Source organism: Microbacterium hydrothermale, assembly GCF_004854025.1.
Taxonomy (GTDB): Bacteria; Actinomycetota; Actinomycetes; order Actinomycetales; family Microbacteriaceae; genus Microbacterium; species Microbacterium hydrothermale.
In genome coordinates this window covers 20136-44959 of record NZ_STGM01000007.1, presented here as the reverse complement: position 1 = coordinate 44959, position 24824 = coordinate 20136, and the positions used below count along the sequence as shown (strand labels likewise).

Genomic DNA, 24824 nt, shown 5'->3' with positions numbered 1-24824 from the left:
GGCCGCGCCCGGAGGTCGTCGTCGGCGACCCTCCGGGCTCGGTCTCGTCAGTCCGCGTGCGGGGCCGCGGCGGCGGCCTGCGAGCAGGGTGTTCAGCCGGCCTCGCGTCAGCTGTCGTCGTCGTCCTCGTCGACGACGATCACGCCGTCGGGGACGGGATCGCCGAGCAGCGGCTCTGCCGCGAGCGTGAGGTCGATCGTCGCGCGCAGCAGCCCTCCGAGCGTCTCGGACCGCAGCAGCTCCATCTGATCCAGTTCTCCCAGCGGCGCGATCGCCGCGACCTGCCACGCCCGGGGCAGGGGCTCCTCCGACAGTTCGACCTCCGGGTCCCAGCGGGTCCCGCCGAACTGCGTGGCGCGGCCGAGGACGCGTCGCACGATGCGCTCGGCCTCCTCGAGCAGCGGGAGAAGAGCCTCGTTCCACTCCAGATCGGGCAGAGCGCGCACATCGGCGCGCGGGTAGGGGGAGTCGTCGAGCCACTCGACGATCTCGAAGCGCTCCGTGCCCTGCGCGACGATCTGCATCTGCCCCGCCTGGGGCACCACGTGGCTGAGCCGCGCCATCGTGCCGAGCGCGAAGCGTTGATCGCCTCCGCCGGTCTCGGAGCCGCGTTCGATCAACACCACCCCGAAGGCGGGGTCGGTCTCATCCAGCAGGCGGCCGAGCATCACGAGATAGCGCTCCTCGAAGATCCGCAGCGCGAGGGGCGTGTGCGGGAAGAGGACGGCTCCGAGGGGGAACATCGCGGTACCCATGGGCCCAGTCAACCAGCGCCGGATGCCGTCGGGGCCGAGCCGGCTCCGATACCCAGGGGGCTTGCGGATTGGGCGGGATTCCGTCCGGCGCAGCCGCGGCCGACGGTGCGCTGCTCAGTCGTCGGCCTCCCGCAGCGTCTCGTGCACGCGATGCAGGTCCATCAGCAACGATCCCACCAGGACCCAGTGCAGGGGAGAGGGCGTCTGGATCTGCAGCGGCCGGGTCAGCGCCGGCTCCTCGTCGACGGATTCCTCCGGTCCCGCATCGAGGGCGAAGGCGAGACGCACGTCGTGCGCGGCGCGGTGCAACTGCTCCGCGATGGCGCGCACGGCGGGTTCGTCGACGATCGAACTCTCGTAGCCGTCGTAGACCGCACGCGTCATACCCACCGTCTGCGTCACCACGGGCGTGAAGCGGTCGAGCAGGGCGCCCATCTGCGCGAGGTCGGCGCGGTGACGGTTGTTGCGCGGGTTCAGGGCCAGCGAGTCGGCGCCGTCGCGGAGGGCGTCGGCTGCGGCATCCCGCACCGGGCGGAGGAGTCGGGCCTCGAGGAGGAGTCCCTCGAGGGATGCCGCCGTCTGCGGCGTCTCGAGGGCGTCGGCGAGTCTCTCGAGCGCGGCCGCCAGCTCGCGCCCCAGCACGTCGACCTTCCCGCGAGCCGCGGGTACGAGCACGGGCGGGACGAGGGCGGCGTTGACGATGATGCCGATCGCCGCGCCGATCAGGGTCTCGAGCACGCGGTCGAGGGCGTAGTTGGGGGTGGCGGTCCCCAGGGCGAGCACGAGCAGAGCGCTGATGGCGATCTGGTTGGTCGCGCCGGCGGAGATGCGCGCGGCCCACGCGACCAGCAGCGCGACCCCGGCGGACAGGAGCGCGACCCACGGCTGCGATCCGAAGGCGAGCCCGAGCAGGGCGGCGATGACCACTCCGACGATGACGCCCACGCTGCGCTCGACGGCGCGGGTGAAGGACTGGTTGATGCTCGGCTGGACCACCAGCAGGGCCGCGATCGCGGCGAAGATCGGTGGCGGGCCCTGCACGAGCCATCCCGCCACGAGCCAGGCGGCCACGATCGCGATCGCGGATTTGCCCACCTGCAGCAGCGGCACGCGCCGCGGCGCGCGGACGGTCATGCTGTCTCTGACCGTGCGGAGGGCGGGGATGCGCACGATCACTCCGGGCGACCGACGATGTCGTCGGCGTTGTCGGCAACCCACTCCATGAGCGGGATCACGCGGGTCATGAGGTCGCGCCCGCGCGGAGTGAGGGCGTATTCGACGCGCGGCGGCACCTCGGGGTAGGCCGTGCGCTGCACGAGCCCGTCGCCCTCCAGCGTCTTGAGCGTGCTGGCCAGCATCTTCTCGCTGATGCCCGAGACGTTGCGGCGCAGGACGCCCCAGCGCTGCGTCCCGTCGGATAGGGCGAGGAGCACGAGGACGCCCCACTTGCCCATCACGTGGTCGAGCACGGTGCGCGTGGGGCACCCGTCGGTGAAGATCTCGGGATTGCGGCCGCGCAGATCGGCAAGACTGACGCTCATGTGAGTACCTAACCGGAAAGTGGGTACCTGCATTCCGGAATGCGAGGTCGTCGGGGCGGTTGCACCGGTCGTACCGATCGAAAGGACACCCCCATGACCCTCCTCGTCACCGCCGCCTCCGGTCACCTCGGCCGCCTCGTCGTCGACGCCCTCCTCGAGCGCGGCGTCGCGGCATCCGACATCGTCGCCGGCGTCCGGACCCCGTCGAAGGCGGCGGACCTCGCCGCCCGCGGCGTCGGCGTCGTCGAACTCGACTACTCCCGCCCCGACACGATCGCTCCCGCCTTCGCGGGAGTCGATCGCGTGCTGCTCATCTCGGGCACCGACGCCGACCGCGTGAGCGGGCACCGTAACGTCATCGACGCCGCCCGCGCGGCCGGGGTCGAGCGCCTCGTCTACACCAGCGCGCCGCGCGTCGACGAGATCGACTACGCGCTCGGGGCCGACCACAAGGCCACGGAGGAGGCCATCGCCGCCTCCGGCCTGTCGGCGACGGTGCTGCGCCACAACTGGTACACCGAGAACTACCTGGACGCCGTCGCCCGCGCCGCCCAGACCGGCGAGATCGTGGCCGCGGCGGGCGATGCCCGCGTCGCGAGCGCGAGCCGCCGCGACTACGCCGAGGCCGCTGCCCGGACGCTGACCACCGACGATCTCGCGGGGCGCACGCTCGAGGTCGGCGGAGACGTGGCGTGGACCTACGACGAGCTCGCCGCGGCCGCGACCGAGGTGCTCGGGCGTCCGGTCGCCTACGTCGCGGTGTCGACGGAGCAGCTCGAGGCCGGCCTTCGCGCGGCGGGCCTGGACGAGGGGACGGCCGCGTTCGTGGCCGGCATCGACGACGCGATCGCGCGCGGCGCGCTGTCGCAGACCGACGGCACGCTGTCGGCGCTGATCGGTCGTCCGACCACCCCGCTGGTCGAGGGTCTGCGCGAGGGTCTGTCCGCGCGCTGACCCCGCCCCTCCCGCGTGAGTCGCCGGAGATTGTCGCCTTCCCTCGGTCGGAGGCGACGAATCCCGGCGACTCACGCGCTCTTCGCGGAGGCGAGCGCGGTCAGGCGGCGCTGACGCATCGCCAGGAACAGCGGGAACGTGAAGGCGAACGCGGTCACGCCGGAGAGGACGATGTAGAGCCACGCGAAACGCATGCCCAGGCGGCGTCCCTCGACGAGGATGAAGACGCTGCCCGCGACCGCCACCACGAGCAAGTCGACGGTGATCGACGACACGGCGGGGCCGCTCGTGACGAGATCGCCCACGAAATCGCGCATCTGCACGATCGCGAACACGTTGAAGGTCCACGTGCCGACCAGCCCGGCGAGGGACAGCACGAGGTAGGCGATCGCGGTGGGGGTCCAGTGGCGTCGGAGGTCGCTCATGCCGCGATCCTGCCGCAGAGCCGGTGTCGGTGGAGGGGGCTAGCGTCGGAGGATGGATGCCGCAACCGCCCGTCGCATGCTCGAGGAGCGCGAGCGCGAGGTCGCCCACCGTCTCTCGCGCCTGCTCGACGACGAGCAGAGCCTGCGCCACGACCGGGCGGATGCCACCGCCGACGACGAGCACGACCCCGAGGGATCGACCCTGTCGGGGGAGTGGGCGCAGGTCGACGCCCTGCGGCGCGGGGCCGAGGCCGAGCGCGCCGAGATCCGCGCGGCGCGGGAGCGCGTGGCATCCGGGACCTTCGGCGTCTGCGAGCGCTGCGGACGCCCCATCGCCGATGCGCGGCTCGAAGCGCGGCCGTTCGCGCGGCTGTGCATCGACTGCGCGCGGTAGCCCGCCTGTCCGCGCTCGCGGAGGTCCCATCCCCCGCGGCGCGTAGGCTCGGAGCGTGGAGCCCCTGCTGATCGTCCTACTGTTCGCCAACGCCGTCTTCAACGCCGTCGTCTGGCCGCGCTTCTACCCCCGCATCGCCAAGGACCCCCGGGCCCGAGATGCCGCGGGCAAGCCGACGGCGTTCCTCATCGTCCACACCGTGCTCATCGCGATCGCCCTGGTGCTGGCTTTGGCGTCGGTGATCGCCGCGATCGCCGCGATCGTGGTCTGATCCCGGGGCGATTCCGACCTCGCGAGGCGCCTCGCGGTAGACTGGGCGCGCGGGTTCGCCCGCCGCACCTCGTGCATCTACCTACCGGACCGGCAAGGCGGCACCGCCCCACGCCCCGGAGATCCTCATGCACCGCCCCGCCCCCGCCGCCACCGCTCATCGCCCGCTGATCCACCACACGGGCCTGTGGTACTTCCCCGTCGCGTTCGTCGCCCGGCTCCCGTTCGCGATGATGACCGTCGGAGTGCTGGCCCTCGTCGTGGCGATGCGCGGCTCCGTCGCGCTGGGTGGTCTCACCTCGGCGGCCGTCGGACTCGGCGTGGTCGTCGCCGGTCCCGTGCTGGGCGACCTGGCCGACCGCTACGGTCAGCGGCGCGTGCTCATCCCGGTGGGGCTGGCCAACGGCATCCTTCTCGCGCTCTTCCCGCTCGTCGTCGCCGCGGCTCCGGGTGAGGTGCTGCTGCTCGTCGTGGCGACGGCCATCGGCCTCACCGGCCCGCAGACGGCCGCGATGTCGCGCAGCCGCGTGATGGCGCTCATCGGCGACCGGGTGCTCCCCGAGCGCCGGGAGCGGACGTTCTCGCGCGCAATGGCGTACGAGTCGGCCGCCGACGAGACGGCGTTCGTCATCGGTCCGTTCATCGTCGGCGTGCTCGCCGCCCTGGTCGCGCCCTGGGCGCCGATCGTGGGCGCGGCGGTGCTGAGCTTCGTCTTCGTCACGGCGTTCGCTCTGCACCCCACCGGTCGCGCGGTCCCCGAGCGCGCGGAGCGCGCCGAGATGGCGCCGTTCCGCGACGTGCTGCACCCGCGCATGCTCGTCCTGATCGCCGCGGTCTTCGGCGTGGGCCTCTTCTTCGGCTCGACGCTCACCTCGCTCACCGCGTTCATGGAGGCCCAGGGCGCGCCCGAGGCGGGGGCCCTGCTCTACGGCGTCATGGGCGTCGGGTCGGCCGTGCTCGCCCTCGCCGTGGCGGCCCTGCCGGAGCGCTTCGCGTTGCGCTGGCGTCTGGTGGTGTTCGCCTCGGTGCTCTTCGCCTCCGCGGGCGCGTACACGGTGGGCGGGTCGGTGCTGACGGTGACCGTCGTGCTGTGCCTCATGGGCATCGGCGTCGGGCCGTCGCTGGTGACGCTGTTCAGCCTCGCCGGTCATCGCGCGCCCCGCGGGCGCACCGCCTCGACGATGACCCTGCTCGCCTCGGCCCTGACCCTCGCCCAGGCGCTGTCGTCGGCGGTGACCGGGGCGATCGCCGAGAACGTCTCGGTGGCCACGGCGATGCTGCTGCCCGCCGCGGCGGCCCTGCTGGTGCTCGCCATGGCCGCCGTCAACGCCTCGTCGACCCCCCGGTGGGACGCCGCCCGCACCGCCTGAGTCCACCGCCTGAGTCCGCCGCCGTCTCACGCGGGGAGCGGGAATCGTCGCCGCAGGATCAGCCGCTGCGCGAGCGTCCACACGGTGGTCACGGCGAGGTACAGGCCCGCCGCCACGGGCACGAACAGCGCCACGGCGGCCGTCGTGAACGGCAGGACGCCGACCATCGTCCGCGTCCAGGCCGGCGCGGAAGGGTCGACGCTCGGCCGCAGCAGACGCCGGGTGAGCTCGGCCACCCCGGCGATCAGGGCGACGATCGCTCCGATGACGATCAGGGTCGCGGCATCCGTCGACCCCGTCGAGAGGGCGGAGGCCAGGCTCCGTCCGAGGGGGACGCCCCACAGGTCGTGCGCGAGCAGAGTGTTCGCGTGTCCGCCCACGGTGGGGTGCAGGAACACGGCGTAGAGCAGCCCCACCACGGGCGCCTGCGCGAGCAGGGGCAGGCACCCGCCGAAGGGCGAGACGCCCTCGTCACGGTACAGCTGCATCGTCTCGCGCTGCAGGCGTTCGGGCTGGGTGCGCCACCGCTCCTGCAGGGCCCGCAGCCGCGGGGCGAGGCGCGCGCGCGTCTGCTCGGCGCGCGCCTGCGACACCCCCACGGGGATGAGGAGCAGTCGCACCACGACGGTCACGACGACGACCGCGAGAGCGGCGGCCGCTCCCGGCGCGAGCGGGTCGAGGACAGCGGTGAGCGCGAGCAGCGCGCGGGTGGTCAGGTCGAGCAGGAGAGCGAGGGGAGGGAGGGAGAAGAGGTCCACGGGCGTCCAATCGGTGCGGCGATCACGGAGGGGATCGGTCGCGGGGCGCGGTCGACGGCGGAGCCGGACGGGCGCGGGCGACCGGCGTCGCCCGTCCGCGGAGAACGCCGGAGGAGGGATGCCGTGGGGTGCGGCGAGGCGTTCGGGTCAGGCGACGCGCACGGCGCCGCCCGGAGCACGCGGGCGCGGGTGTCCGTCGGCGTCGGGGTCGCTCTGGGCGCGGGGCGCCGAGGGATCGGCGGGCCGGGGATCCGGGGGAGCGACCGCCGCCAGGAGAGCGGGGAGCACGATCAGGACGATCGCGACCGTGACGACCACGGCGGCGGCCAGGACCACCGCGAGCAGCGGGGTGCCGGGACCGGGGGTCATCGCGAGCTCGGCCGCGGCGAGCACCAGGTTGAGCATGGCGATCATCGATGCGATCACGGCTCACCCCCCCCTGCTGACGGCTGTTCTCCCACGCTAGCAGGGGTGCCTCGCTACGCTGTCGCCATGACCACCCTCGTCCTCACCATCGTCGGAGACGACCGCGCGGGGCTCGTGTCCGCTGTCGCCGACATCGTCGACGCCCACGACGGAAACTGGGAGAACAGCGAGCTCGCCGAACTCGCCGGCGCGTTCGCGGGCATCGTCGAGGTCTCGATCTCGGCCGATCGCGCCGACGCCCTGCGCACAGCCCTCGAGGGACTCGCCGGAACGCTCGCCGTCACGGTGCACGCCGGGGGAGGCGCCGCCCCGGCGTCGGGGGCGCGCACCGTCACGTTCGACGTCGTCGGCAACGACCGCCCGGGCATCGTCCGCGAGCTGTCGTCGGCTCTCGGCGCCCGTGGCGCGAGCATCGAGCGGATGTCGACCCAGACGACGGATGCCGCGATGGCCGGCGGTCGCCTCTTCGAGGCGTCGATCACGGCGTCGCTGACGGCCGACGTCGCCGTCGACGATCTCGTCGCCGAGCTCGAGCGGCTCGCGGCGGAGATCCAGGTCGACGTCACCCTCGCCGACGACGCCTGACACGCATCCCCGCGGGACGGCGGGCGTCCGGGGCCGCGGACGACGACGGGGTCAGCGAGCGCGCGCCCGGCGTACGCGCGCGACCAGCGTCGCGACGCCCCTCCACCCGAGCAGGAACAGGGCGAGGGTGATCGCGGCCACGATGACGAAGGCGACCGCGACGCCCTGACCGCTCACCGCGCGCAGGGCCATGCCGAGGATCACCGTGACGGCCCACACCGGCAGGGCCGTGCGCACGATCGCGAGCGGAGCGCGCCAGGCGCGGGTGACGAGCCAGCCGACGAGCAGCGCTGCCACGAACGGCCACGCCGTCGTCGCGAGACCCGAGCCGAACGGTCCGAGAACGTCGCCGTCGTGGGTCGCTCGCCCGATGGCGGCGAAGACGATGACGAGCACGACGTCGACGACGAGCGCGAGGGCAGGGGAGCGGGGCGGGGTCACCCGTCCATTCTCGCGCGGGCGGGAGGATCGAGACGCACGGGCCCGGGTGGGGGCGGGGCGGATAGCGTGGAGCGCATGCCCACGCGCCTTCTCCTCCTGGCCGACACGCACGTGCCGAAGAGGGCCCGGACCCTGCCCGCGGCGGTGCGGCGAGCGGCATCCGCCGTCGATCTCATCGTGCATGCGGGGGACTGGGTCGAGGAACAGGTGCTCGACGATCTGCTCGCGCTCGGACCGGTACTGGGCGTGTGGGGCAACAACGACGGGGCCGACCTGCGCGCGCGTCTCCCCGAGGTCGCACGGGCCGAGATCGACGGAGTACGTCTCGCGGTCGTGCACGAGACCGGCGCCGCGGCGGGGCGGGAGAAGCGGATGGATGCCGCCTTCCCCGACACGGACCTGCTCGTGTTCGGCCACAGCCACATCCCCTGGGACACGGTGACGCCGGCCGGGCTGCGTCTGCTCAACCCCGGTTCGCCGACCGACCGGCGACGGCAGCCGGCGTGCACGCTGATGACGGCGACCCTCTCGGGCGGCGCGGTGCGCGACGTCGAGCGGCACGACGTGTCGCGCGACTGAGGGCGACGGGACCGCCGGGTCCGACGACGACGGCGCCGCACCCCGGAGGGCGCGGCGCCGTCGTTCGCGTCAGGTCACTCCGCGTTCAGGTGGCGGGCGGCCGACGTCATCGGGCACTCGAACGGGTCGCGAGCGGCGAGACCGACGCGGTTGAGGTACTGGATCACGATGCCGTACGACTGGAACAGCGTGGTCTCGACGTAGGGCACGCCCAGCGTCGCGCAGTGCTCGCGCACGATGACGCGGGCACGGCTGAGGTGCGGGCGCGGCATGTTCGGGAACAGGTGGTGCTCGATCTGGTAGTTCAGCCCGCCCATGAGCCACGTGGCCCACCAGCCGCCCGAGACGTTGCGCGAGGTGCGCACCTGCTTGCTGAAGAAGTCGAGCTTCGCGCCCGGCTCGATGACCGGCATCCCCTTGTGGTTGGGGGCGAAGGACGCGCCCATGTAGATGCCGAACACGGCGACCGAGACGCCGAAGAACGCGAAGGCGAGACCCACGGGCAGGAACACGAAGATCGGGGCGATGAAGAGGGTGTGGCGCACGGCGAGGAGGCCGAGCTCTTTCCAGCGGTCCTTGTTCTCGCCGCGCGAGAGCAGGTGACGAAGGGCCAGGACATAGAGGTTGATGCCCTCGAAGGCCAGGAGGGGGAAGAAGAGGTAGCCCTGTCGCTGGGTGATCCAGCGCTGCACCCCGCGGGCCTTGGCGGCGTCGACGTCGAGGAACGAGATCGTGTCGATCTCGATGTCGGGGTCTTTGCCGACGCGATTGGGGTTGGCGTGGTGACGGGTGTGCTTGGACGCCCACCACGAGCGGCTCATGCCGACGATGCCGTTGCCGATGAACAGGCCCAGACGGTCGTTGGCGGGGCCCGACGCGAAGATCTGACGGTGGGCCGCCTCGTGCGCGAGGAACGCGACCTGGGTGAACAGGATGCCGAGGACCGCGGCGACGATCAGCTGGAACCAGCTGTCGCCCAGCAGGATGAAGGCCGTGATGCACCCGGCGAAGCCGAGGACGATGGCGCTCGCCACGCCGGCGTAGAACAGCGGGGTGCGGACGAGGAGTCCGCTCTCGCGGACGACCTGCGACAACTCTGTGTAGGCCTTGGCGATCGGGGGGAATTCCTTGGTACCGGAGTAGGTCTGACGTACGGGGCCGAGTCGGGATTCGGCGACGGGGGTAGCGATCTGCTGCTCCTCGGGTGTGCGTGCTGCGGGGTAGCGGGGAGAGAACCGGGGCGGCACCCGGTTCGTGGATCACACTACGGGTCGCCGTATGGAGGGCCCGGAATACATCCACATGTGCAGGAGCCTCACGGGAAACGGAAACATCCGCGGCGCGTCGCGACCATCGCCTCGCCTCCGCGTCTCGCGGTGCGCCGGGCGGGAAAGGCGAAAGCCGGGGCGCCGCAATGCGGCACCCCGGCTTTCGCGCAGGAGCGGAGCTCAGAGGGGGCGGATGTTCGCCGCCTGCATGCCCTTGGGGCCCTGCTCGGCGTCGAATTCGACCTTCTGAGCCTCGGTGAGCTCCTTGAAGCCGTTGCCCTGGATCGCGCTGAAGTGCGCGAACAGGTCGGCCGAGCCGTCATCGGGAGCGATGAAGCCGTAGCCCTTTTCGGAGTTGAACCATTTCACGGTGCCAGTGGCCATCGTGTTCTTCCTTTATTCATGTTGGGCCGCAGATGCGACCGTTGGTGCCGCCCCGACGCACGCGGAGCGGACGGGGACGCCGCGGCACCGAGTCGGTGACGCGGACGCGGTGCCCGTCGACGGCGGCCTGAGCCGTCTCGACGGACGCGTGGACGCCGAGGTTCTCGCCGCGCGGACCCTGGGCTTCGTAGCCCGAGGTCGCCGCGCCGACGAAACCGGCGTAGTCGGATCCGGCCGTCGCGACGAAGACGTCGAGATCGGCCTGACGCCACGACAGTGGCGAGGGGTGAAGCAAAGACACGAGAACTTTCCGCGAGTGCGACGCGAGGACCGAAGCCGTCGAGCGAGGCACGCGATGATTGAGGGAGGGACTGCTGTCGGAAACGGCTCGGCGCCGTGCGCCCGGCATCTCAGCGATGAGGCGGGCGTCGATGAAGCAGGTCCCAGAACGAATAGCCTCACGGTAGCACGGATGCCCGATCATCGCCCGGGAACTTTCCCGGGCCCTCGCGATGCGCTGCAGTGGGCCCATGGCATCCGCTCATCCCGCCTCCGACGACGAGAGGTGGCTCGTCGTCGACGGGCGCCGCTGGCGGCGCACCGACCCGGCCCTCGGCGAGGAGACGGCGGCGCGCTTGCGCTCTCATCTCGGCCGGGCCCGCGCCGCCGTGCGCATCGCGAGACGCGACGGCGACGAGGCGGCGACGTCCGACGCCCGGCACCGGGTGGGACTCGCCAAGGCCGGGCTCGGCGAACGGGGCCCGAAGTGGTGGGACGACGAGGTGGCCGCGCGGCGGGCGCGCGCGGACGAGGCGCTTCGCGAACTGGACCGCATCGCCCCACCGAGAGCAGACGACGGCCGGGACGTCAACGCGTAGCGCGCTGAGCGGGGAGGCGCTGGGCTGGGATCTCCGACGGAAAAGGGAGTCCCATGTCATCCACCGCCACCGAGCTCGAAACGCTGAACGAGCTGCTGAAGAAGTTCCGCTTCGCGATGGTCACCACCCGCGCCGAGGACGGAGCGCTGCACGCGCACCCGCTGACCGTGCAGGAGACCGAATCCGACGGCGACCTCTGGTTCATCGTGGGAACGCACGCCTCCGCCGTCGAGCACGTGCGGCGAGACCCCCAGGTGGGGCTGTCGTTCAGCACCGACGGCACCTGGCTCTCGCTCGCCGGTGAGGCCGAGGTGGTCGACGACCTCGCGAAGCTCAAGGAGCTGTGGTCGACGAGCGTCGAAGCGTGGTTCCCCGACGGGCCCGAGGCGCCGGGCGTCACGCTGCTGAAGGTGTCGGCGCTGACCGGCGAGTACTGGGGCAGCGCCGGTGGACGCCTCGCCACCGCGATCGCCCTGGTCACCTCGAAGGTCACCGGCGATCGCCCGCACGGCGGCGAGAAGAAGACCTTCGACCTCACCGACTGAGGATCCGCGACAGCTCGCGGCATCCGGGGGCCTGTGCGACACCGGCGCAAGCCCCCGGGCGCCCGACGTCGCTTTTGCGACGATGACGGCATGTCACGACCCGAGGTGCGTTCCAAGCCCTGCGCGTATTGCGGCCGCCCGTTCACCGACCGCAAGCGCTGGAGCGGACGCGACCAGTGGGATCAGGTGCTGTACTGCTCGCGCGGGTGCCGGTCGAAGGCTGCGGCGCAGCGCCGGAGCGCGTCGTGACGCGCCGAGCGGGCGTCCACCCCGGGGAGCCGGCATGAAGGCCGCGCTGATCCTCGCGACCCAGCAGTTCGCGGAGCACCCGTCGTACGCCGACGACGACGTCGAGGAGTTCTTCTTCATCGAGTCGGCGCCCCGCTTCGCGAAGCTGCCCTACCACCGGCACAAGATCGTGCTGCTCGTGTCGGCGATGCGCCACACCGCAGCGCGGCTCGAGGCCGAGGGCAGGGTCGTGCGGCGCATCACCCTCGACGACGACCTCACGTTCAAAGCGGGCCTCGAGCGCCTGCTGGCGGCGCATCACGTGACCGAGCTCACCTGGATGAGCGACCCGAACCGTCCCGTCGACGAGCGGATCGCGCGGATCTGCGCCGCTCACGACGTCGACACCGACGTGCTCCCGGACGGCCTGTTCCTCACCCCCGAGGAGGAGGTGAACGGCTGGTTCGCGGAGCATCCGACGCCGCTCATGGAGGACTTCTACCACTGGCAGCGCCGGCGCACCGGCATCCTGATGGACGGGGGGAAGCCCGCGGGGCGGCGCTGGAACTTCGACGCCGACAACCGCAAACCGCTGCCGAAGAAAGGCGTGGACATCCCGGCGCTGCCGCAGCCGGAGCACGACGACATCACGCGCGCCGTGATCGCCGAGGTCGACGAGCGCTTCCCCGAGCACCCCGGTACGGCGACGGACTTCTGGCTGCCGGTGACCCCGGAGGACTCCCGCGACTGGCTGGAGGTGTTCGTCGCCGAGCGCCTGCACGACTTCGGTCGCTACGAGGACGCGATGAAGGCCGATGAGCCGTTCCTCTTCCACGCGATCATCTCGCCGATGCTGAACATCGGGCTGCTCACCGTCGAGGAGGTGGTCGCCGCCGCCACGCGGACCGAGGCGCCCCTGGCATCCGTCGAGGGGTTCATCCGGCAGGTGATCGGCTGGCGCGAGTACATGCGCGGCATGTACCGCGCGCACCCGAAGCTCGAGCACGTCAACGCGCTGCACCTCGAGAAGCGGATCCAGAAGTACTGGTACTCGGGCGAGCGGATGCCGAAGGACCTGCCGATCCCGGTGCGCACGGTGCTCGAGAGGGTGCACCGGTGGGGGTACGCCCACCACATCGAGCGGTTGATGGTGCTGGGCAACTGGTTCCTGCTGCAGGGGTACGCACCGCGGCAGGTGAACGACTGGTTCCTCGCGCTGTTCGTCGACGCGTACGACTGGGTCATGGTGCCCAACGTCATGGGGATGAGCCAGTTCGCCGACGGCGGGTTCGTCGCCACCAAGCCCTACGTGTCGGGCGGGGCGTACCTGCAGAAGATGGGGTCGTGGTGGTCGTCGGCGCAAGAGGCCAAGGACTCGGTCTTCACCGACGCGTACTGGGAGTTCCTCGAGCGCCACGAGGACGTGCTGGCCGGCAACCACCGGTTGGGGCTGGCGCTCGCGCAGATGCGCAAGCGGCGCGACGCGCGCGGGTAGCAGCCGGTGCCCGCCGCGCCGCGGGCGAAACTCCTGAAAAAGCCCCTCCCTCGCGGCGGTGCGCCCAGCTGAGAGCGCGCCGTCGCACGGAAGTCAGGAGTTTCGCCCGCGCCCGCGGACTCAGCTCTTCAGCTTGTTCAGCGACGATCCCTTGTGCGCGGCGGTCGAGCCCGATTTCTCGGACTTCACGATGTAGGCGGGGTCGTCGTCGGAGGCCGTGAACTTCTGGCCGTCGTGCTGGAAGTCCTTCGTCTTCTTCTCCACGACCTCGCCCTGGGTCTTGCCCTGCGGGGTGTCCCAGCTGACGCGGTCGCCCTTCGACAGATCCTTCGACATGTACTCGTTCCTCTCGTCGGTCCCGCCATGCTGTCGAGGCGACGGGGGGACGGGCGGGGGATTGACAGGCCCCGGCGGTCCGTCGTGCGAGCGGGAGCCGGGCGATCCGTGCCCGCCGCCGGCTAGAGCGCGGCGCGATCCGCGCGCGTCAGACGGAACCGGGATGCCACGATGCCGATCGCCAGCGCGCCCGCGCCACCCGCGATCATGTCGCCGATCGTGTCGTCGTAGGTCACGAAGATCGCGTCGGTGATGAAGCGATAGCCGAACCACTCGACCATCTCCCACACGGCGCTGAGGGCGAGCCCCGCCATCGTCGCGACCACGACGGACGTGCGGCGCCGACCGCTCGGCGCGACGACCCGCGCGTCGTCGAGGAGGACGAGGGCGATCGCCGCGAGCACGCCGGTGCACACGGCGTGCACGACGAGGTCCCACCCGGTCCAGGCGCGGTACAGGTCGATGACGTTACTCCCGGCCGCCACGAACACGGTCACGCACGTCACGAGATCGAGCCCCGACCGCAGCCCGATCATGCGCGAGAGCATCACCGCCGGAAGCGACATCGACAGCACGGCGAAGTCCGTGAACGGAAGGGTGAACAGCGACACGATCACGATCACGATCGCCGCGGCCCGCACCGCGTCGGCGAGCCACTCCACCACCGTGCGCGGCGGCCGCTTGAGGTTGGCGTACAGGGCGGGGATCATCGGCATCCGTCCCTCAAGACGACGTCGCGCCGGGGATGCGCACGACCGCCTGCACCGGCAGGTGATCGCTCGGCCACTGCGTGCCGGTCGGACGGGGGTCGATGCCCACCGCGCGCACGCCCACGTCGGGGGTCGCGAGCAGGGCGTCGATGCGCCGCGCGCCGACGCGCGGGGCCGCGTAGTTGTTGAACGTGCCCCACTCGGCCGTGCGTCGCACGGGGGCGTACGACCAGGTGTCCACGAGCAGGCCGCCGGCGAACATCGCGGCGAGCTCGCTCGAACGCACGTGCGCGTTGACGTCGGCGGTGAACAGCAGCGGTCCGTCCTGCGCGGCGACGAGATCGTGCAGCCACGTCGCCGACCGGCGCCGCGCGCGCCGCGAGAAGGCGTCGAAGTGCGTGTTCACGAACGTGAAGCGCGCCCCGGTGGCGCGGTCGCGCAGGTGGGCGATCACCGCGATGCGGGGGATCGCGTTGCCCCACCCCGTCGACCCCGGCACGTCGGGGGTGTCGGAGAGGGCGACCTGCCGCCAGTCGTCGACGGCGATCCGGTCGCGGTCGTAGAACAGGGGCGTCCCCTCGCCCCCGCGGTCCTTCCCACGACCCGCGCCGAGGTAACCGTACGAGGAGCCCAGCGAGTCCCGCACCCAGCGCGCCTGGTCGGGCATGGCCTCCTGAGAGCCGAGCAGGTGCGGGCGCGTGGCGCTCAGGAACGTACGCAGCCGCTGCTTGCGGGTCGGCCACCGGTCGGCGGGAGGCCAGGTCACGCGATCGAAGCGCCGACGGATGTTGAAGCTCATCACGTGCAGGTCGGGCGCCTCGACATCGGGGAACAGGATGCCGCTCACGAGCGCCCCCGCAGCCCGCGACGCACCCAGCGGGCCGGGGGGATGTCGCCGGGCCAGTGCGCGAACACCGTTCCCGCTCCCCGGCGGAAGCAGCGCGCGAAGCGGCGCGGTTCGACCGTGCGGGACGACACGCGCATGTGCGCCTCCGCGACGCGCGCGATGCGGTGGCGACGACCGAGGTGGTAGGCGAGGTCGAGATCGTCGTGCAGCTCGGGGTCGAGGTGCACCTCGCCGCGCACGTCCTCCCACGCGCGGCGGCGGAACGCCATGTTCGACCCCCACAGCGGAGTGTGCCCGAGGGCCGGGGTCGCGAAGACGGCGTAGGTGCCCAGGAACAACCGCGCCATGGCCACGCGCCGCCGTGCCGGGCCGTCGTGGAACACGGCGCCGCCGGTCACGGCATCTACCGCCGGATCCGCGAGAGCGGCCACCATGCTCTCGACCCACCCGGGGGCGGGGATGCTGTCGGCGTCGAGGCGCAGGATCAGCTCCCCGGTCGCGGCGTCGTAGCCCGTCGCGGCCGCCGCGGGGATCCCGCGCTCGCCGCAGAACACCACGCGCGCTCCCGCCGCCCGCGCGATCTCGGCGCTGTCGTCGGTCGAGGCGTTGTCGACGACGACGATCTCGGTGGGCGCGAGGGTCTGTGCGGCGAGCGCCCGCAAACAGCGCCGCAGGTGGGCGCCGTCGTCGCGGCAGGGGATGACGACGGAGACGGTGACGGCCGACGACGCGGGGCCTTGGGGCACGCTTCCTCCCGGGGACGAGTGCTTCCACGCTAGGCGATGCGGGTGGCGCGTTTCCCGGCTTGACGCCTGCGTCGTCGGCCGGACCCGTCGACCTTTCGTATCGTGGATGCCATGTCGACTGCGCCCGCGCCCGTTCCTGCCGCCGTGCTCAACGTCGCGGCGTACCTGTTCACGCGCATCGACGACCCCGCGGGTCTGCGCGACGTGCTCCGCGCCCGGGCGGGCGAGGCGGGGCTGAAGGGGACCATCCTCCTCGCCGAGGAGGGCGTGAACCTCTTCCTCGCCGGACCCGCCGGCGCCGTGCGCGGATTCGTCGACGCCCTGCGCGCCGACGCGCGCTTCGCCGCGCTGCAGACCAAGGAAAGCTGGTCGGACACCGTGCCGTTCGGCAAGCTCCTCGTGAAGGTGAAGAGCGAGATCATCCGCATGGATCGTCCCGAGGTGCGCCCCCAGGACGGTCGCGCCCCCGCCGTCACGCCGGCGACGCTGCGCCGCTGGCTCGACCGGGGGACCGACGACGAGGGGCGCGAGGTCGTGCTCGTCGACACGCGCAACGCCTTCGAGGTCGACTACGGCACCTTCGCCGGGGCGCGGGACTGGCGCATCGAGCGCTTCACCCAGTTCCCGGATGCCGCGGACTCCCACCGCGACGAGCTCGAGGGCAAGACCGTGGTGAGCTTCTGCACCGGCGGCATCCGCTGCGAGAAGGCCGCGCTGCACCTGCGCGCCGAGGGTCTCGACGCCTACCAGCTCGAGGGCGGGATCCTCGGGTGGTTCGCGGAGCAGGGGGCGGCGCACTGGGACGGCGACTGCTTCGTGTTCGACGAGCGCGAAGCGCTCGACCCCGCTCTCGCGGCGCGGGCCGGGTCCTGACGTGCTCTGGGATCAGCACGCCTGCGTCGAGCTCGTCGACACCGCCGACCTCCGCGATCTGCGGCGCTACCGCGGCGCCGGGGGCGGTTACGTCTCGCTCAACGTCGGCTACGCGCCTCACGCGCCCGCTCTCACGGCATCCCTCCTGCGCTCCTTCCGCGCGCAGGTCGAGGCGATCGACGGCGTCGAGCTGGCCGCGACGGTGGCCGACATCGACCGGATCGCGGCCCGGGGTGACACGGCCGTCGCGTTCGACCTCGAGGACTGCGGCCCCCTCGGCGGCGACCTCGACGCCGTCGGCACCCTCGTCGCGCAGGGGGTGCGCACGCTCGGCCCGACCTACAACCACGCCAACCGCGCCGGCGGCGGCTGCCTCGACGCCCGCGACGACGGCCTCACGCCGTGGGGCCGCGACCTCGTCGCCGAGATGAACGCCCGCGGCATGGTGCCCGACGGCTCGCACGTCGGCGCGCGCACGACCCTCGACATGTGCGCGGCCTCGACCCGGCCGGTGGTCTTCAGCCACTCGAACATGCGCGCCGTGTGGGAGCACCCCCGCAACATCACCGACGAGCAGGCGCGCGCGGCGGCGTCCACCGGGGGAGTCGTGGGGATCACCGGCGTCGGCATCTTTCTGGGGCCCAACACCCCCACCCTCGAGGCGATGATCCGCCACCTCGAGTACGCGGTCGAGCTGCTCGGCATCGACTACGTCGGCGTGAGCACCGACTTCTCGTTCGACTGGGAGACCTTCCGCGACGAGATCGTGCGGATGCCGGAGCTCTACGACGCCAGCTACACCCGGTGGGGTCCGATGGAGTGGATGCCGCCCGAGACGTTCGTGGGACTCGGCGCCGCGCTCGCCGCGCGAGGATGGACCGACGTCGACATCGCCGCGGTGCTCGGCGGGAACTTCCGCCGCGTCGCCCTCGAGAGCTGGGAGCCCCTGCCATGACCGAACTCACCGACGGCGCCGTGCTGCGCCGGGCCCGTCCCGGCGACGAGGCCGGCATCCTCGCATGCATCCAGGCGCTCGCCGACTACGAGAAGGAGCCGGATGCCGTCGACAACACCGTCGACATGCTCACGGCCACGCTCTTCGGCGAGGACCCCCGCGCGTTCGCGTTCGTCGTCGACGGGGGAGACGGCGAGATCCGCGCGATCGCGATCTGGTTCCTCACCTACTCGACGTGGACCGGTCGTCACGGGATCTGGCTCGAAGACCTGTACGTGCACGAGCAGTACCGCTCCCGCGGCTACGGCGTGGCGCTGCTGGCCGCGCTCGCCGCGGAGTGCGTCGAGAAGGGCTATTCGCGGCTGGAGTGGACGGTGCTCGACTGGAACGAGCCCGCGATCGGCTTCTACCGCGCCCTCGGCGCCGAGGCGATGGAGGAGTGGACGACGCGGCGCGTGACGGGCGAGGCGCTGACGGCCCTCGCCGCGCGGGCGTAGCGGGGGTTCGGCGGGGTCCGTCGGGTTGGGGGCGCGTTCCGCCGAACGGGGCGGGAAAACCACGCCCCGAACGCCGGGATCCGCCCCGAGGCCGGGCCCGGGTCAGCGCGCGAGGTCGGACAGCACCGCCTCGGCGGCGCGCTGCCCCGACACCAGTGCGCCCTGGATCGACGCGGTGTCGCGGTGGTCTCCCGCGAGGTAGCGGCCGTCGTCGAGGCGCACGGGGCGGCGCAGCCGCAGGGGCGGGTCCTGGGCGGGCAGAGCGTGGGCGATGTCATCGCGCCGGAGCAGGCGCCACGGCCGGGTATCGGCCTGCCACACCTCGCCGAGCTGGCGCCGCACCTCGTCCTCCGTGGCGGCGGTGGGCATGACGCACGTGGCCTGGATGAGGTGGTGCCCGCGCGGAGCGTACGTGGGGGCGGTATTGGTCATGACCGCGGTGTTCACGATCGGTCCGCGACGACGCCCGTCCACGCGCAGTGCGGCATCGCCCGAGGGGGCTTCTTCGGCGGCGAACCACCACGTCTGAAGGCCGCGCGGGCGGGGGAGCGGAACGCCGAGAGCGGGGTCGAGGCCCGTCGCCACGATGACCGAGCGTGCGGTCACGGCATCCTGCCCGTCGATCCCGACGTGCCAGCCGTGCGCGCGCCGACGGGTCGACACGACGCGATGACCGAGACGGATGCCGACACCCGCGCGCCGCGCGGTGTCGGCGAGCTGCGCGGGCAGGGCGCCGATCCCCGCGGCGGGGACGCCCGGACGCCCGAGCGCGAAGCTGCGGACGAGCAGGCGCACGAAGGCGTCGGAGGTCGCCTGCCGGTCGTCGGCGAGCACCCCGGCGAGGAAGGGCTCGAGCACCGCCTCGCGGAGGGGTCCGCGCAGGCCGGCGCGGTCCCAGCCCTCGTCGAGCGGGAGATCGCGGCCTCGCGTGGCCGCTCGGGCGCTGAGCACCGTCGGCGCGGCCCATCGGATCAACGCGGCGAGATCGGCGGGACGCACGAGTCCGCTCGTCAGCGTCGCGGGGATCGATCCCGGATGCCGCAGCGGATGCGCCAGTCGCGCGAGGCGATCGTCGAGTCGCACCCCGACCGCGACGGGGAAGCACCGCAGGGCGAGGGCGTCGACGTCGACCCAGCGCCGGACGGCCGGGTACGCCGGGTTGAGCACGTGGAAGCCGAGGTCGAGCCGGAATCCGTCGACGACGTCGGTGCGCTCGCGGCCGCCGACGGCGTCGTTCGCCTCGACCACCACGACATCGCGTCCGGCTTCGGCCAGGCGGGTCGCGGCGCGGAGTCCCGCGAGCCCCGCTCCCACCACGACGACGTCGTACTCGCTCATACCCGCGAGCCTAGGCAGGACGACGCCTCGGACCGCCGGGGTTGCGGGGGCGGGGCTCCTGCCCCGTGAGCGCGCGACGGGCTCGGTCGCTCCCGCGCGGGGCGGCGTTCGGAGCGCGGACGCCGACAGACGAAGGGCCCGGATGCCGTGGCATCCGGACCCTCCCCTCGCTTACGCGGAGGCTTCCTCGCGCTTGGGCAGCACCCAGCCGGGACGCACGAAGTGGCACGTGTACCCGTTGGGGATGCGGATCAGGTAATCCTGGTGCTCGGGCTCGGCCTCCCAGAAGGGAGCCTCGGGCTCGATCGAGGTGACGACCTTCGCGGGCCAGATGCCCGAGGCGTCGACGTCGGCGATCGTGTCGCGCGCGACCTTCTCCTGCTCGGGCGAGAGCGGGAAGATCGCCGAGCGGTAGCTCGTGCCGATGTCGTTGCCCTGACGGTTCAGCGTCGACGGGTCGTGGATCTGGAAGAAGAACGCCAGAATGTCGCGGTACGACGTCTTCGTGGGATCGAAGACGATCTCCACGGCCTCGGCGTGGCCGGGGTGGTTGCGGTACGTCGCGTGGTCGTTCTGCCCGCCGGTGTAGCCGACGCGCGTGTCGAGCACGCCGGGCTGGCGGCGGATGAGGTCTTCGACGCCCCAGAAGCAGCCGCCCGCGAGGACGGCGGTCTCGGTGCCGGGGCGACGGGTGATCTCGCCGGTGTCGGAAGGTCCGCTGGTCATGCTGGTGCTCCTTTTGCGGTTGCGGAAGGGGAAGAGGTTCATGAGGCCCTGCTCTCACGGAACAGGGCGAGGAACGCGCCGTAGCCCTGTTTCTCGAGCTCGGCGACGGGCACGAAGCGCAGCGCAGCCGAGTTCATGCAGTATCGCAGGCCCCCGGCCTGGCGCGGGCCGTCGTCGAAGACGTGACCGAGGTGGCTGTCGGCGCCCGACGAGCGCACCTCGGTGCGCGTCATCCACAGGGTCCGGTCCTTCTTCTCGACGACGGCGGCGTCGTCGATCGGCCGGGTGAAGCTCGGCCATCCCGAGCCGCTCTCGAATTTGTCGGTCGAGCTGAACAGGGGCTGCCCCGACACGACGTCGACGTAGATGCCGTCCTCGTGGTTGTCCCAGTACTCGTTGCGGAACGGCGGCTCGGTGGCGTCGTCCTGCGTGACGGCGAACTGGCGGTCGGTGAGGCGGCTCAGCGCCTCCGACGTCTTCCGGTACTCCGTGCTCACGGTTCGTGTCCTCTCGTCATGACGACCTGTGGCGGCCGTCATGGAGAGAGAACGTCGAGCGCGTCGGATTTGGTCCCGCGGGGCTGGGAGCGACCTGTGAGTTGCGTGGGGGGTCCGGATGCCGCAGGCAAGCCCCGCCGGGAGGTCGGAGGGGGCCGTTAGCGTGGCTTCACCACCACGACCCCGGAGGTTCCCATGACCCGCACCATCGTCATCACCGGCGCCAGCGACGGCATCGGCGCCGCCTCGGCGAAGCAGCTCGCGCAGCTCGGCGAGGAGGTCGTGGTGGTGGGGCGCAACCCGGAGAAGACCGCGCGCGTCGCCCGCTCGCTCGGGGCGGACTCGTTCGTCGCCGACTTCAGCGATCTGGCGCAGGTGCGCGAGCTCGCGGCATCCCTCCTCGAGAAGTACCCGCGCATCGACGTGCTCGCCAACAACGCCGGCGGCGTGTTCGGCGAGCGCACGCTGACCACGGACGGCTACGAGACGACCTTCCAGGTCAACCACCTCGCGCCGTTCCTGCTGACGAACCTGCTGCTCGAGCGCCTCCTGCAGTCGCAGGCGTCGGTGATCCAGACCTCGAGCGCCGCGGCCAAGCTCTTCCCCCGCTTCGACATCGACGACCTGCAGGGGGCTCGGCGCTACTCGTCGACCGCCGCGTACGGCAACGCGAAGCTCGCGAACGTGCTCTTCACGAAAGAGCTGCATCGCCGGTTCGGTGAGTTCGGACTGTCGGCCGTCGCGTTCCACCCCGGCGTGATCGCCTCGAATTTCGGAGCGTCGAGCGACGGCCCGTGGAAGTTCCTCTACGGCGGCCCTCTTGCGAAGAACCTGATGACCTCGACGTCGGTGGGCGGCGCGCGACTGACCTGGCTCGCCCTGGGCAAGCCGGGGATCGACTGGGAGCCGGGCGGCTTTTACGCAAACAACAAGCCCGCGAAGACGAACCGCCTCGCCGACGATCCCGTCGTGGCCACCCAGCTGTGGGAGCGCAGCGCGCTGCTCGTCGGCCTCGACGACTGATCAGCGGTTCCGGCTCCGTCCTCGACGGGCTAGCGCACGCCTCCCTCGAGGAGCAAGCGGCCGCCGCGCGGAGCCGGTTTCGGCCACGATGGTGTTCTACGCACGGAGAGTGGGACAGGGGCGAGAACATCGTGGACACGGAACGGACGACCGCCCCTCGGCTCAGTCGGGACGCGATCCTCGATGAGGCCCTGTCGTTGATCGACGAGCGGGGTCTCAACGAGCTGTCGATGCGCCATCTCGGAAAAGCGCTCGGGGTCGAGGCCATGTCGCTCTACCGGTACGTGAACGGCCGGGAGGATCTTCTCGAAGGAGTCGTCGATCGGCTCATGCGGGGTCTCACCGATGCACTGCTCGTGGCGGAAGACAACGGGTGGCAGCGGTATCTCCAGGTCGTCGCCCACGAAGTCCGTCGCGTCGCGATCGAGCATCCGAAGGCGTTCCCCCTCGTCGCCACTCGCCACCCGGCGGCGCCCTGGCTGCGCCCGCCGTTGCGGAGCGTGGAGGTGGTGGAGCATTTCCTCACGGCGATGATCGGTTTCGGCTTCAGTGATGAGCAGGCGGTGAGGACCTACCGTTCGTTCAGCAGCTTCCTCCTCGGGAATCTGCTCCTCGAAGCAGCCGTGCGCGGTGCCGAGACCGCGCCGGTCGAGGAACCCCTCGACGAGGGCGGAGCCGCGATCGGGCAGGGGGATGCGGGAGAGGAGCTCTCGGACGCGCCTCACGTGCGGCGTCTGCGCGGTCTCCTCAGCAGGGACCGCTCCGAGGACGAGTTCGAGGAGTCGCTCGAGGCGCTGCTGGACCGACTGGACCGTCAGCTGTCCCAGTAGCGGCGGGTCCGCCCTCATCCGCGGTGCGGATCAGGTGCGTCTTCCGAGCGGGCGGCGGACCCGAGGAGAGCGCTCAGGCGTGCGCGGATGACGGACACGGCCTCCGTCCGGCTGCGGCCCGGATGCGCGTGCTCCGCGAGCTCGATCGCGATCTCGGTCAACAGCGCCGTTCCCAGGAAGAGATCGGCCCCGCCGGCGATGCGCAGATCTTCGTCGGATGCGTGTCCGACTCGCATCATCACCTCGGGAGGTCCGAAGTGACGCGCCACCTCGGCTCTCTTCTCGGCACTGACCATCCAGAACGGGCGGTCCATCGCGGCGCAGCGGTCGAGGATGTTCGACAAGAGTTCGTGCGCGTCATGCTGAGGCATCCGTCGTCCTTCCCCTCGACGAGTTCGGCGAAGCGGGCTCTTCAGGAGTGTGGCGCCCGCTTGCTCGGTCCCCCTCCCGTGACTTCCCCGGCGGGAAAGGGCAGAGGATCTCGTGTTCCACGGGATTAGCTTACGCTGTAAGTCGACCCGGTCGGGGCGATGTGCGGCCCGCTCGTGCCCGCCGACACGGACGGGCACCCGCATCCCTCCGCATCGTCACCGATCACACCGATGCCCTCGTCCTCCGGCCTACAGAGCCGCGATCTACGCGTTTCCTATGCATCACCCGCGAACCCCGCATTCTTGGAGCCGTCTGGGGAGCGCTCGGGGACGCTGAGCGCATGACCGCAGCACCCGCTCTCGCCGCCCCGCCCGCCGCCTCCGTGCGCCGCGCTCACGACGTCGCGCGAACACGGCCGAACACCCGCTCGCCGTGGAACCTCGCCGCGATCGTCGTCATCTGGGCGACGAGCCTCGTCGTGGTGGCCGTGTGGGTCGCCGGCGGAGAGGTGCAGGCGCTCTTCGCGGGAGGCGGCGACACGCTCAACGCCCTCGGTCGCGCCGCGGGCCTGGCATCCGCGAACCTGCTCTTCTACCAGGTGCTGCTGATGGCGCGGGTGCCGCTGTTCGAGCGCGGATTCGGGCGCGACGGCATCACCCGCATGCACCGCATCGTCGGGTTCTGGTCGTTCGCGCTGTTCACCGCGCACATCGGCCTGCAGATCCTCGGATACGCGGTCTCGGCGGGGATCAACCCGCTCGAGCAGGCGTGGCAGTTCGTGTGGGACTACCCGGGCATGCTGCTGGCGACGGCGGGCACGGGCCTGCTGCTGCTGGTCGTGGTCACCTCGGTGCGCACGGCCCGCAGGCGTCTGCGGTACGAGTCGTGGCACCTGCTGCACCTGTACGGCTACCTCGGCGTCGGTCTCGCGATCCCGCACATGCTGTGGACCGGCGCCGACTTCACCGCCGCGCCGGCCGCCACCGTCTACTGGTGGACGATGTGGGCGGTGACCGCGGCCGCCGTGGTCGTCTTCCGGCTCGGGATGCCGCTGACCCGGTCGCTGCGCCACGGCATCCGGGTGAGCGCGGTCGAGCGCGACGGCGACCGCGGGGTGGCCGTGCGCATGACGGGCCGCCGCCTGTCGGCCCTCAACGCCCGCGGCGGGCAGTTCTTCGTGTGGCGCTTCCTCGACGGATCGGGGTGGACCCGCGGGCACCCCTTCTCTCTCGCCGCGGCGCCCGACGGTCGCGAGCTCGTGATCTCCGCCCGTTTCGTCGGTGACGGCACGCACCGGCTGGCGGCGATGCGTCCCGGCACGCGCGTGCTGATCGAGGGGCCCTACGGCACCCTCACCGCCGACGAGCGGCGCGGGCGCGAGCTGCTGATGATCGGCGCGGGCGCGGGGGTCGCGCCGCTGATCGCGCTCCTCGAGGAGGCGCGCTGGGCCCCCGGTGAGGCGACGCTGCTCGTGCGCGACCACACGGCCGGCGACGCGCTGCGCGTCGACGCGATCCGTCGTCTCGAGCGCGAGCGGGGCCTGCGTCACGCGGCCCTGCCCGGCCCCCGCGCGGCGACCGCGTCGCCGTGGCTGCCGCAGTCGCACGCCGCGTGGGCGGGACCGGATCTCGTGCGATACGTCGCACCGCGCCCCGACGACACCGACGTGTTCCTGTGCGGGCCCCGCCCCTGGATGGACGCGGTGCGCGCCGACCTCCGCCGGGCCGGGATCTCGTCCGACCGCATCCATCTCGAAGCCTTCACCGTCTGAGGAGGAC

34 protein-coding genes are annotated in these 24824 nt (G+C 71.9%); 16 read left to right on the top strand and 18 right to left on the bottom strand.

From position 1 onward, the window contains the following. Window positions 1-107 precede the first annotated feature (107 nt). The 3 genes from FB047_RS13375 to FB047_RS13365 form a co-directional block, all read right to left on the bottom strand. Complete coding sequence (locus tag FB047_RS13375; RefSeq protein WP_136587707.1) at window positions 108-755, bottom strand: LON peptidase substrate-binding domain-containing protein; 648 nt, start codon at window positions 753-755, stop codon at window positions 108-110. A 114-nt stretch (window positions 756-869) separates the two neighbouring features. Beyond that, window positions 870-1889 (bottom strand): FUSC family protein, encoded by a 1020-nt coding sequence (locus tag FB047_RS13370; RefSeq protein ID WP_136587706.1) that lies wholly within the window; start codon window positions 1887-1889, stop codon window positions 870-872. A 38-nt stretch (window positions 1890-1927) separates the two neighbouring features. Continuing rightward, window positions 1928-2296: a winged helix-turn-helix transcriptional regulator gene (locus FB047_RS13365; RefSeq protein ID WP_136587705.1), complete on the bottom strand. Its 369-nt coding sequence runs from the start codon at window positions 2294-2296 to the stop codon at window positions 1928-1930. A gap of 93 nt (window positions 2297-2389) precedes the next feature. On the opposite strand from FB047_RS13365, the gene FB047_RS13360 reads away from it, so the two are divergent. Beyond that, window positions 2390-3250, top strand: coding sequence for an SDR family oxidoreductase (locus FB047_RS13360; protein ID WP_136587704.1), 861 nt, complete (start codon window positions 2390-2392; stop codon window positions 3248-3250). Window positions 3251-3321: 71 nt separating this feature from the next. Here FB047_RS13360 and FB047_RS13355 read toward each other — a convergent pair whose 3' ends face one another. Further along, the gene (locus tag FB047_RS13355; protein WP_136587703.1) at window positions 3322-3675 is read right to left on the bottom strand and encodes a DUF2834 domain-containing protein; all 354 of its coding nucleotides are present in this window, start codon (window positions 3673-3675) and stop codon (window positions 3322-3324) included. A gap of 52 nt (window positions 3676-3727) precedes the next feature. Between FB047_RS13355 and FB047_RS13350 the strand changes: the two genes are divergently transcribed. From FB047_RS13350 to FB047_RS13340, 3 genes are all read left to right on the top strand, one after another. After that, window positions 3728-4069, top strand: coding sequence for a TraR/DksA family transcriptional regulator (locus FB047_RS13350; protein ID WP_136587702.1), 342 nt, complete (start codon window positions 3728-3730; stop codon window positions 4067-4069). Window positions 4070-4124: 55 nt separating this feature from the next. Continuing rightward, entirely contained in the window at window positions 4125-4340 is a 216-nt protein-coding gene (locus FB047_RS13345) for an SCO4848 family membrane protein (protein ID WP_136587701.1), read from the top strand. Window positions 4341-4467: 127 nt separating this feature from the next. Then, a complete protein-coding gene (locus FB047_RS13340) occupies window positions 4468-5709 on the top strand; it encodes an MFS transporter (RefSeq protein WP_136587700.1) in 1242 nt (413 codons plus the stop codon). Window positions 5710-5735: 26 nt separating this feature from the next. Here FB047_RS13340 and FB047_RS13335 read toward each other — a convergent pair whose 3' ends face one another. Both FB047_RS13335 and FB047_RS13330 read right to left on the bottom strand, forming a co-directional pair. Beyond that, window positions 5736-6467, bottom strand: a complete 732-nt coding sequence (locus tag FB047_RS13335) for a YidC/Oxa1 family membrane protein insertase (protein ID WP_136587699.1) — start codon at window positions 6465-6467, stop codon at window positions 5736-5738. A 147-nt stretch (window positions 6468-6614) separates the two neighbouring features. Further along, window positions 6615-6893 carry a DUF6412 domain-containing protein gene (locus tag FB047_RS13330; RefSeq protein WP_136587698.1) on the bottom strand — a complete coding sequence of 93 codons (279 nt, stop codon included), beginning with the start codon at window positions 6891-6893 and terminating at the stop codon, window positions 6615-6617. A gap of 66 nt (window positions 6894-6959) precedes the next feature. Between FB047_RS13330 and FB047_RS13325 the strand changes: the two genes are divergently transcribed. After that, the gene (locus tag FB047_RS13325; RefSeq protein ID WP_136587697.1) at window positions 6960-7478 is read left to right on the top strand and encodes a glycine cleavage system transcriptional repressor; all 519 of its coding nucleotides are present in this window, start codon (window positions 6960-6962) and stop codon (window positions 7476-7478) included. Window positions 7479-7529: 51 nt separating this feature from the next. On the opposite strand, the gene FB047_RS13320 is transcribed toward FB047_RS13325, so the two are convergent. Continuing rightward, window positions 7530-7919, bottom strand: coding sequence for a DUF3054 domain-containing protein (locus tag FB047_RS13320; protein ID WP_136587696.1), 390 nt, complete (start codon window positions 7917-7919; stop codon window positions 7530-7532). Between the two features lie 75 nt (window positions 7920-7994). Between FB047_RS13320 and FB047_RS13315 the strand changes: the two genes are divergently transcribed. After that, window positions 7995-8498 carry a metallophosphoesterase family protein gene (locus FB047_RS13315; RefSeq protein WP_136587695.1) on the top strand — a complete coding sequence of 168 codons (504 nt, stop codon included), beginning with the start codon at window positions 7995-7997 and terminating at the stop codon, window positions 8496-8498. Window positions 8499-8572: 74 nt separating this feature from the next. Here FB047_RS13315 and FB047_RS13310 read toward each other — a convergent pair whose 3' ends face one another. The 3 genes from FB047_RS13310 to FB047_RS13300 all read right to left on the bottom strand — a co-directional run bounded on the left by FB047_RS13310 (window position 8573) and on the right by FB047_RS13300 (window position 10451). Next, window positions 8573-9745 carry a fatty acid desaturase family protein gene (locus tag FB047_RS13310; RefSeq protein ID WP_136587694.1) on the bottom strand — a complete coding sequence of 391 codons (1173 nt, stop codon included), beginning with the start codon at window positions 9743-9745 and terminating at the stop codon, window positions 8573-8575. 201 nt (window positions 9746-9946) lie between these two features. Continuing rightward, on the bottom strand, window positions 9947-10150 hold the full coding sequence (locus tag FB047_RS13305; protein ID WP_013583139.1) for a cold-shock protein: 204 nt from the start codon (window positions 10148-10150) through the stop codon (window positions 9947-9949). Window positions 10151-10166: 16 nt separating this feature from the next. After that, entirely contained in the window at window positions 10167-10451 is a 285-nt protein-coding gene (locus FB047_RS13300; RefSeq protein ID WP_136587693.1) for a hypothetical protein, read from the bottom strand. Between the two features lie 229 nt (window positions 10452-10680). On the opposite strand from FB047_RS13300, the gene FB047_RS13295 reads away from it, so the two are divergent. From FB047_RS13295 to FB047_RS13280, 4 genes are all read left to right on the top strand, one after another. Beyond that, complete coding sequence (locus tag FB047_RS13295; RefSeq protein WP_136587692.1) at window positions 10681-11028, top strand: biopolymer transporter Tol; 348 nt, start codon at window positions 10681-10683, stop codon at window positions 11026-11028. A 53-nt stretch (window positions 11029-11081) separates the two neighbouring features. Beyond that, window positions 11082-11573 (top strand): pyridoxamine 5'-phosphate oxidase family protein, encoded by a 492-nt coding sequence (locus tag FB047_RS13290; RefSeq protein WP_136587691.1) that lies wholly within the window; start codon window positions 11082-11084, stop codon window positions 11571-11573. Between the two features lie 90 nt (window positions 11574-11663). Further along, window positions 11664-11822 (top strand): DUF2256 domain-containing protein, encoded by a 159-nt coding sequence (locus FB047_RS13285; protein WP_136587690.1) that lies wholly within the window; start codon window positions 11664-11666, stop codon window positions 11820-11822. A 34-nt stretch (window positions 11823-11856) separates the two neighbouring features. Further along, a complete protein-coding gene (locus tag FB047_RS13280) occupies window positions 11857-13296 on the top strand; it encodes a cryptochrome/photolyase family protein (protein ID WP_136587689.1) in 1440 nt (479 codons plus the stop codon). 120 nt (window positions 13297-13416) lie between these two features. On the opposite strand, the gene FB047_RS13275 is transcribed toward FB047_RS13280, so the two are convergent. The 4 genes from FB047_RS13275 to FB047_RS13260 form a co-directional block, all read right to left on the bottom strand. After that, entirely contained in the window at window positions 13417-13632 is a 216-nt protein-coding gene (locus tag FB047_RS13275) for a hypervirulence associated TUDOR domain-containing protein (RefSeq protein ID WP_136587688.1), read from the bottom strand. 122 nt (window positions 13633-13754) lie between these two features. Next, entirely contained in the window at window positions 13755-14342 is a 588-nt protein-coding gene (locus tag FB047_RS13270; RefSeq protein ID WP_136587687.1) for a DUF2238 domain-containing protein, read from the bottom strand. Between the two features lie 13 nt (window positions 14343-14355). Continuing rightward, window positions 14356-15189, bottom strand: a complete 834-nt coding sequence (locus tag FB047_RS13265; RefSeq protein ID WP_136587686.1) for an endonuclease/exonuclease/phosphatase family protein — start codon at window positions 15187-15189, stop codon at window positions 14356-14358. Continuing rightward, window positions 15186-15935 carry a glycosyltransferase family 2 protein gene (locus FB047_RS13260; RefSeq protein ID WP_136587685.1) on the bottom strand — a complete coding sequence of 250 codons (750 nt, stop codon included), beginning with the start codon at window positions 15933-15935 and terminating at the stop codon, window positions 15186-15188. The genes FB047_RS13265 and FB047_RS13260 overlap by 4 nt, the downstream gene beginning before the upstream one ends. 111 nt (window positions 15936-16046) lie before the next feature. Here FB047_RS13260 and FB047_RS13255 point away from each other — a divergent pair, with 111 nt between their 5' ends. The 3 genes from FB047_RS13255 to FB047_RS13245 are packed head-to-tail and all read left to right on the top strand — an operon-like array spanning window position 16047 to window position 18260. Further along, window positions 16047-16808 carry a sulfurtransferase gene (locus FB047_RS13255; protein WP_136587684.1) on the top strand — a complete coding sequence of 254 codons (762 nt, stop codon included), beginning with the start codon at window positions 16047-16049 and terminating at the stop codon, window positions 16806-16808. Between the two features lies 1 nt (window position 16809). After that, the gene (locus FB047_RS13250; protein ID WP_136587683.1) at window positions 16810-17763 is read left to right on the top strand and encodes a dipeptidase; all 954 of its coding nucleotides are present in this window, start codon (window positions 16810-16812) and stop codon (window positions 17761-17763) included. Next, a complete protein-coding gene (locus FB047_RS13245; protein ID WP_205823002.1) occupies window positions 17760-18260 on the top strand; it encodes a GNAT family N-acetyltransferase in 501 nt (166 codons plus the stop codon). Before FB047_RS13250 ends, FB047_RS13245 begins: the two co-directional genes overlap by 4 nt. A 102-nt stretch (window positions 18261-18362) precedes the next feature. On the opposite strand, the gene FB047_RS13240 is transcribed toward FB047_RS13245, so the two are convergent. From FB047_RS13240 to msrB, 3 genes are all read right to left on the bottom strand, one after another. Continuing rightward, a complete protein-coding gene (locus tag FB047_RS13240) occupies window positions 18363-19598 on the bottom strand; it encodes an NAD(P)/FAD-dependent oxidoreductase (protein WP_136587682.1) in 1236 nt (411 codons plus the stop codon). A gap of 171 nt (window positions 19599-19769) precedes the next feature. Beyond that, a complete protein-coding gene (gene msrA / locus FB047_RS13235) occupies window positions 19770-20324 on the bottom strand; it encodes a peptide-methionine (S)-S-oxide reductase MsrA (RefSeq protein ID WP_136587681.1) in 555 nt (184 codons plus the stop codon). Between the two features lie 38 nt (window positions 20325-20362). Continuing rightward, entirely contained in the window at window positions 20363-20821 is a 459-nt protein-coding gene (msrB, locus tag FB047_RS13230) for a peptide-methionine (R)-S-oxide reductase MsrB (RefSeq protein ID WP_136587680.1), read from the bottom strand. 195 nt (window positions 20822-21016) lie between these two features. Between msrB and FB047_RS13225 the strand changes: the two genes are divergently transcribed. Further along, complete coding sequence (locus tag FB047_RS13225) at window positions 21017-21844, top strand: SDR family NAD(P)-dependent oxidoreductase (RefSeq protein WP_136587679.1); 828 nt, start codon at window positions 21017-21019, stop codon at window positions 21842-21844. Between the two features lie 131 nt (window positions 21845-21975). Continuing rightward, the gene (locus FB047_RS13220) at window positions 21976-22674 is read left to right on the top strand and encodes a TetR/AcrR family transcriptional regulator C-terminal domain-containing protein (protein WP_240752810.1); all 699 of its coding nucleotides are present in this window, start codon (window positions 21976-21978) and stop codon (window positions 22672-22674) included. Window positions 22675-22688: 14 nt separating this feature from the next. On the opposite strand, the gene FB047_RS13215 is transcribed toward FB047_RS13220, so the two are convergent. Further along, window positions 22689-23045: a hypothetical protein gene (locus FB047_RS13215; protein WP_136587678.1), complete on the bottom strand. Its 357-nt coding sequence runs from the start codon at window positions 23043-23045 to the stop codon at window positions 22689-22691. Window positions 23046-23386: 341 nt separating this feature from the next. Between FB047_RS13215 and FB047_RS13210 the strand changes: the two genes are divergently transcribed. Beyond that, window positions 23387-24817: a ferredoxin reductase family protein gene (locus FB047_RS13210; protein WP_136587677.1), complete on the top strand. Its 1431-nt coding sequence runs from the start codon at window positions 23387-23389 to the stop codon at window positions 24815-24817. The last annotated feature ends 7 nt before the right edge of the window (window positions 24818-24824 follow it).